9 protein-coding genes are annotated in these 6,653 nt (G+C 64.9%); 5 read left to right on the forward strand and 4 right to left on the reverse strand.

All coding sequences use genetic code 11. The features are described from left to right. The 4 genes from ftsY to EOA29_RS20740 all read left to right on the forward strand — a co-directional run. Nucleotides 1-1,098 (forward strand): signal recognition particle-docking protein FtsY (ftsY, locus tag EOA29_RS20720; RefSeq protein WP_245468498.1); only part of this gene is annotated, 1,098 nt, incomplete at its 5' end. A gap of 63 nt (nt 1,099-1,161) precedes the next feature. Beyond that, nucleotides 1,162-1,818 carry a septation protein A gene (locus EOA29_RS20725; RefSeq protein ID WP_126091180.1) on the forward strand — a complete coding sequence of 219 codons (657 nt, stop codon included), beginning with the start codon at nt 1,162-1,164 and terminating at the stop codon, nt 1,816-1,818. A gap of 122 nt (nt 1,819-1,940) precedes the next feature. Beyond that, complete coding sequence (locus EOA29_RS20735; protein ID WP_126091178.1) at nt 1,941-2,561, forward strand: pyridoxamine 5'-phosphate oxidase family protein; 621 nt, start codon at nt 1,941-1,943, stop codon at nt 2,559-2,561. Nucleotides 2,562-2,600: 39 nt separating this feature from the next. Then, nucleotides 2,601-3,134, forward strand: coding sequence for an NADPH-dependent FMN reductase (locus EOA29_RS20740; protein WP_126091177.1), 534 nt, complete (start codon nt 2,601-2,603; stop codon nt 3,132-3,134). 267 nt (nt 3,135-3,401) lie between these two features. Here EOA29_RS20740 and EOA29_RS20750 read toward each other — a convergent pair whose 3' ends face one another. Then, nucleotides 3,402-4,319 carry an SMP-30/gluconolactonase/LRE family protein gene (locus EOA29_RS20750; protein WP_126091176.1) on the reverse strand — a complete coding sequence of 306 codons (918 nt, stop codon included), beginning with the start codon at nt 4,317-4,319 and terminating at the stop codon, nt 3,402-3,404. Nucleotides 4,320-4,614: 295 nt separating this feature from the next. Here EOA29_RS20750 and EOA29_RS20755 point away from each other — a divergent pair, with 295 nt between their 5' ends. Then, on the forward strand, nt 4,615-4,782 hold the full coding sequence (locus EOA29_RS20755) for a hypothetical protein (RefSeq protein WP_126091175.1): 168 nt from the start codon (nt 4,615-4,617) through the stop codon (nt 4,780-4,782). Between the two features lie 153 nt (nt 4,783-4,935). Here EOA29_RS20755 and EOA29_RS20760 read toward each other — a convergent pair whose 3' ends face one another. The 3 genes from EOA29_RS20760 to ccmB form a co-directional block, all read right to left on the reverse strand. Then, nucleotides 4,936-5,514: a DsbE family thiol:disulfide interchange protein gene (locus EOA29_RS20760; RefSeq protein WP_126091174.1), complete on the reverse strand. Its 579-nt coding sequence runs from the start codon at nt 5,512-5,514 to the stop codon at nt 4,936-4,938. Beyond that, the gene (gene ccmD, locus EOA29_RS20765) at nt 5,511-5,684 is read right to left on the reverse strand and encodes a heme exporter protein CcmD (RefSeq protein WP_126091173.1); all 174 of its coding nucleotides are present in this window, start codon (nt 5,682-5,684) and stop codon (nt 5,511-5,513) included. The genes EOA29_RS20760 and ccmD overlap by 4 nt, the downstream gene beginning before the upstream one ends. A gap of 129 nt (nt 5,685-5,813) precedes the next feature. After that, nucleotides 5,814-6,479 (reverse strand): heme exporter protein CcmB, encoded by a 666-nt coding sequence (ccmB, locus tag EOA29_RS20770; protein ID WP_126091172.1) that lies wholly within the window; start codon nt 6,477-6,479, stop codon nt 5,814-5,816. Nucleotides 6,480-6,653: the final 174 nt, after the last annotated feature.

Genomic DNA, 6,653 nt, shown 5'->3' on the forward strand with positions numbered 1-6,653 from the left:
AGTCACTCCCATCCCCGAGCTGCGCTCGGGACCTCCCCCATCGAGGGGGAGGTAACGCTGGCGCCAGTTCCTTCGCCTTCAACGCAGCCTGCACCGCCTCCGCTCTCCGCCGGCAAGGTGACGGTCGCCAAAAAGGTCGAGCAGAAGGCCGAGACGCAAAAGGCGGCGGAACCGGCGGCGAGACGCTCCTGGTTCCAGCGCATGCGGGACGGGCTCGCCCGTTCCTCGCGCGAGCTCACCGGCAACATCGCCGGCGTCTTCACCAAGCGCAAGCTGGACGAGGACACGCTGCAGGACCTGGAGGACGTGCTGATCCGCGCCGATCTCGGCGTCGAAACGGCGCTGCGTGTCACCGATTCGCTCGCCTCCAGCCGCTACGGCAAGGATGTTTCCGATGCCGAGGTGCGCTCGGTCATGGCGGCGGAAGTGGAAAAGGTGCTGACTCCGGTCGCCAAGCCGCTCGAGCTCGACCTCAGCCACAAGCCGCATGTCATCCTGGTCGTCGGCGTCAACGGTACCGGCAAGACCACGACCATCGGCAAGCTGGCGGCCAAGCTGACCGAAGGCGGGCTTTCGGTGATGCTCGCCGCCGGCGACACGTTCCGCGCCGCGGCGATCGAGCAGTTGAAAATCTGGGGCGAGCGCACCAAGTCGCCGGTCGTCGCCTCCAAGCTCGGCGCCGATGCCGCAGGCCTCGCCTATGACGCCTTCGAGAAGGCGAAAGAGGCGGGCTCGGACGTTTTGATCATCGACACCGCCGGGCGGCTGCAGAACAAGACCGAGCTGATGGCGGAGCTGGAAAAGATCGTGCGCGTGCTGGGCAAGCTCGATCCGGAGGCGCCGCACACCGTGCTGCAGACGGTCGACGCCACCACCGGCCAGAATGCGCTGAGCCAGGTCGAGATCTTCCGCAATGTCGCCGGCGTCAACGGCCTGGTGATGACCAAGCTGGACGGCACGGCGCGCGGCGGTATTCTGGTGGCGATCGCCGCCAAGCACAGATTGCCGGTCTATTTCATCGGCGTCGGCGAGCAGGTCGACGACCTCGAACCGTTTTCCGCCAGCGAGTTCGCCCGGGCGATCGCCGGCGTGGCTTGACCAAGGCGTGATCTGCCCGGAGCCGCCTGCTTTTCGGCCAGATCATGCGCAAGAAGGACTTTTATGAACATCATCGAACGCGACCCGTCCGATCCGCGCCGCAAGCCGCTCATGCCCGGCTTGAAGTTCCTGCTCGAGCTGGGACCCGGCCTGGTGTTCTTCTTCACCACGATCCGCGGCGAATGGCTGGCCGGAAAATTCCCGATCCTCACCCATCTCGGCGAACCGATCCTGATCGCCACCGCGTTTTTCATGGTGGCGACGGCGCTCTCGCTCAGCGTGTCATGGGCACTGACACGCAGCCTGCCGCTGATGCCGCTCGCCTCGGCGGTGATCGTGTTCGTGTTCGGCGCGCTCGCTCTGTACCTGCAGGACAAGACCTTCGCCTTCATGAAGCCGACCATCATCAACGCGCTGTTCGGCTTCACGCTGCTCGGCGGGCTGGCCTTCGGCAGGCCGCTGCTCGGCCATGTGTTCGATTCGGCCTTCCAGCTCGATGCCGAAGGCTGGCGCAAGTTGAGTTTCCGGTGGGGGCTGTTCTTCCTGTTTCTGGCCGTGCTCAATGAGGTTGTCTGGCGCAATTTCTCGGAAGCGACCTGGCTATATTTCAAGGTCTGGGGCACGATTCCCATCACCTTGCTCTTCACCTTCAGCCAGATGCCGCTGATCATGCGCCATTCGCTGGAGGAAAAAGCCAAGGAAGAGAACGCCGGCAAGTAGAGCAATTCCAGGAAAAGTGTTTAACGGTTTTCCGTTCGGAATTGCGTCAGGATAAAGAGCAATTCCAGGAAAAGCGCACAGCGGTTTTCCGTTCGGAATTGCGTGAAGACAGGGGGGACGGGATGGAATTCCTCACCACGCGCGACGAGCTGAGGACGATCTACAAGACGCCCCGACCGACCGACGGCTCGATCCGCAAGGAGCTCAAGGCGCTCGACGTCCACTGCCGCTCCTTCATCGGCAAGAGCCCCTTCGTGCTGATCGGCTCGTCGGACGGCGCCGGCAATGCCGATGTGACGCCGAAGGGCGACAAGCCCGGCTTCACCGCCATCCTCGACCAGAACACCATCGCCATTCCCGACCGTCCAGGCAACAACCGGCTGGACACGCTGGAAAACATCATCCGCAATCCGTCCGTCGGGCTGCTGTTTCTCATTCCCGGCATGAACGAGACGCTGCGCGTCAACGGCGACGCCCGCATCACCATCGATGCCGGCCTGCGCGAGCGTCTGGCCGTCGACGGCAAGGAGCCGCAGAGCGTCATCGTGGTGACGGTCAAGGCCGCCTACATGCATTGCGCCAAGGCCTTCATGCGCTCCGAGCTGTGGAAGCCGGAGACCTGGTACGACCGCGCAACGCTGCCGACGCTCGGCCAGATCATCCGCGACCAGCTCGCGCTGGCCGAGAGCGCCGGAGAGATCGACCGCGAGCTGGACGACGATTACAGGCAGACCATGTGGTAGCATTCGGAACGACTCACCCGTTCCGTCCGGCTCATCCCCTTGATCGAAATCCTCGCCATTTCCGGCAGCCTGCGCGCCGCCTCGACCAATTCGGCCCTTGTCGCGGCTTTAGCCGCCAATGCGCCGGCGGATTGCCGCGCCACCGTTTATGACGGTCTTGGCCGGCTGCGGATCTTCAATCCCGACGATGAGGGCGAGCGCACGCCGTGCGAAGCAGCCGCCCTGATCGATGCCGTCACCCGCGCCGACGGCGTCATCGTCTCCTGTCCGGAATATGCGCATGGCGTGCCGGGCGGCATGAAGAACGCGCTCGACTGGCTGGTGTCGCGCGATGCCGCGGTCGGCAAGCCGGCGATGCTGGTGCATGCCTCGCCGCGCTCGCTCTATGCCCGGGCGGCACTCGCCGAGATCATGCGCACCATGTCTTTCGCGCTTTACGAGGACGCCGCGCTCGAGATCGCGCTGCTCGGCAAGAAGCCGCCGGAGATCGAGGCGATCCTGGCGGAGCCGGCCAACCGGCAAGCGATGCGCGAGGCGGTTCAGAGCTTCGCCGCCTTCATTCGCGCCCGCTGAGCGGCGGCCATCGGCTACCTCTGCGTTCCTTCGCACCCCCCTCTGTCCTGCCGGACATCTCCCCCGCAAGGGGGGAGATTGGATGTCAGTTCTGCTTTCGCAAATCACCAACATCGCAGGAAAAGCGCCGCAGGCGACGCTGCCAATCTCCCCCCTTGCGGGGGAGATGCCTGGCAAGGCAGAGGGGGGTGCTGTCCCGCCAACATCCGACATCTTCAGGTTTGCCTCAGCCCCCGAGATCCGCGTGGCGGTATGCGACGATCACATTCAATACGTCTTGGCGCCGTTCACCATCAGCCAGACCACATAGAGCGACGTGGTGCCACAGATATAGAGGCGGTTGCGCTTGGCGCCGCCGAACACGCAGTTGGCGACCACTTCCGGCACCTTGACCTTGCCGATCAGCGTGCCGTCGGGATCGTAGCAATGGACGCCGTCGGCGGCGCTCGTCCAGATGCGCCCGCTTTCGTCGAGCCGAAAACCGTCGAACAGGCCGGTCGTGCAGTCGGCGAAGACCTTGCCGCCCGAGATCTTCTTGCCGGCCTTGCCGACATTGAAGACGCGGATATGCGCCGGGTTCTTGGCGCCATGCGTTCGGCCCGTGTCGGCGATATAGAGCAGGCTTTCATCGAGCGAGAAGGCGAGCCCGTTGGGCCTGACCATGTCGGTGATGACGGCATCGATCTCGCCCGTGCCGGGGTCGACGCGGTAGACATTGCAGGCGCCGATCTCGCTCTCGGCATGATCGCCCTCATAGTCGCTGTCGATGCCGTAGGCCGGATCGGTGAACCAGATCGAACCGTCGGAGCGGACCACGACGTCGTTGGGCGAGTTGAGCCGCTTGCCGCGCCATTTGTCAGCGATGGTGATGATGGAACCGTCATGCTCGGTGCGGCTGACGCGCCGGCCCGAATGCTCGCAGGTGAGAAGCCGGCCCTCCCGGTCGACGGTGTTGCCGTTGGAATTGCCGGAGGGCTGGCGGAAGACGCTGACGCTGCCGTCGGTCTCGTCATAGCGCAGCATGCGATTGTTGGGGATGTCGGACCAGACCAGGTAGCGGCCGGCGGCGAACCAGGCAGGGCCTTCCGCCCAGCGGCATCCGGTGAACAGCTTCTCCACCCGCTCATTGGCGTTGACCAGCCGCGAGAAACGCGGATCGAGAACTTCATAGTCGGCGGCCGTCATGCTTTTCCTCCCGGCATTCACGTGCGCATGAAGGACGCGCGACGCTGTGGGGCGATCAAGCCAGCCGGCGAGCAATCTGGCAAGATCGACGATGACACTTCACCCTATCTCGTGTTTGTCACGACGACCTGCGGGGCCGACATGCGGGTAACGGCCGGTTAACCGGCTATGCGCTGGTTGCAATGGTGCATTGCAACATCTTTCTTTTGCAATGCACCATTCCTATGTCATGCTCGCAATCGATCAAGGGAGGAACAAACCCGCCGCAGGAATGCGGCAGCAAAGGAACCTCGTCATGATCTTCGACAACATCGTCTCCCGCGCTCGCACCAACATCGCCAAGCGCCGCCAGTACAACCGTCTCGTCGCCGAAATTGAGAACCTGTCGAGCCGTGATCTCGCCGATCTGCGCGCCGACCGCTCCGAGATGCTCTACCAGATCCACAAGCAGATCTACGGCTGAGCCACCCGGCGCGGGGCCTGACGGCGCGTTGAGATTCAGGTCAGGCCGAGTCGAAAATGGTGGTTTCCGAGAACCGGAGCGGAGCGTACTCTAAAGTACGTGAGCACCGGAAGCGCAGGAAGCCGCCATTTGCAGGCCGGCCTCACCTGAATATCAACGCGCCGTCAGCGCTTTCTCGATCTGCGGCAGCAGCAGATCCCTCGCCGATTCCGGTGTCAGCGGCCCGACATGCTTGTAGGCGATCTTGCCGTCCTTGCCGATGACGAAGGTCTCCGGCACGCCATAGACGCCCCAGTCGATCGCGGCTCGGCCGGCCGGATCGACCCCGATCGCCTGATACGGATTGCCGAGATCGCCGAGGAAGCGGCGGGCGTTTTCCGGCTCGTCCTTGTAATTCAGCGCGGCAAGCGTGAAGCGCTTGTCCTCAGACAGCGCCAGCAGCACCGGATGCTCTTCCCGGCACGGCGCGCACCACGACGCGAAGACGTTGACCAGCGTCACCTTGCCGGCGAAGGCTTTCGAATCGAGACCCGGCAGGCTCGTCCCCTCCAGCGGCGGCAGATTCGTCTGCGGCGCCGGCAGGCCGATCAGGGCCGAGGGGATTTCCGACTCGTCGCGGCCGGACAGGAGCTGTGAGAGAAACAGCCCCGCCAGGCCCAAGAAGACCAGCAGCGGCAAGAGCACGAACAGGCGGCGGCGCGGCGGCGACGGCATTTTCGTTTCGACGCTCACGGCTTCGTGGTCCCGGCCTTGTCGGAGCGGCGCCGCACGCCGGAGGCTTCGAGCGCTGCAAGATCGCGCCTGCGCGCCCGCTGGTCGATGAGGACCCAGCCGATCAGCCCGGCCAGCACGATCGCCGTGATGGCATAGGCCGCGGTGACATACAGAGCATGCGCGCTCACGCCCACCGCTCCCTGCGCGCGCCTTCCGCGCCTGCCTTGCCAATCCGTTCGATCATGCCTTCCCTTAGCCCTGCATCGCAGGCTGCGCAATCAGGCGCGGCGCCGCAGATTGAGAACGTTCCGCAGGCCTCAATCCGTCCCGTGACGCAATGCCAGCGCCGCCGCCAGCGGCCCGATCACGGCAAGAAACAGCGTCAGCGCGGCAAGAATGAGGAAGGGCGGCAGGAACGGCGCCGGATCGGCCACCGCGCCGTAGCTGGCCGAGACGCCGAAGATCAGCACCGGAATGGTGAGCGGCAGCACCAGCACGGAGATCAGCAATCCGCCGCGCGGCAGCGCAACCGCCACAGCCGCCCCGGCGGCGCCGATGAAGGTGATGGCCGGCGTGCCGACGAGAAGCGTCAGCGCCGTGGCGCCGATCGCAACCGGCTCCATGTTCATGAACAGGCCGAGCAGCGGTGCGGCTATGACCAGCGGCAGCACGCTGCCTGTCCAATGCGCCACGCATTTGGTCAGCACCGTCAGCGCCAGCATCTGGCGGTCGTAGTTGAGCACAAGCAGGTCGAGCGACCCGTCCTCGCGGTCGGCCTGGAACAGCCGGTCGAGCCCGAGCAGGCAGGCGAGCAGCGCGGCGATCCACAGGATCGCGGGGCCGATGCGCGACAAAAGGTTGAGGTCCGGCCCGACGCCAAACGGAATGGTGGCGATCACCGCCAGGAAGAAGATCACGCCGACCAGCGCCCCGCCGCCGGCGCGGATGGACAGGCGGATGTCTCGGAGGAAGAGGGCTAGCATGATTTGAGATGCCTTCGCCCAGGCACCCCCCTCTGGCCTGCCGGCCATCTCCCCCTCAAGGGGGGAGATTGGATATCATCCCGACCTTCGCCAATCTCCGGGGTAGCAAGGCTGGCGGGGCGTCCGATCTGCTGATCTCCCCCCTTGAGGGGGAGATGCCCGGCAGGGCAGAGG

The sequence above is a fragment of the Mesorhizobium sp. M1E.F.Ca.ET.063.01.1.1 genome, assembly GCF_003998155.1.
Lineage (GTDB): Bacteria > Pseudomonadota > Alphaproteobacteria > Rhizobiales > Rhizobiaceae > Mesorhizobium.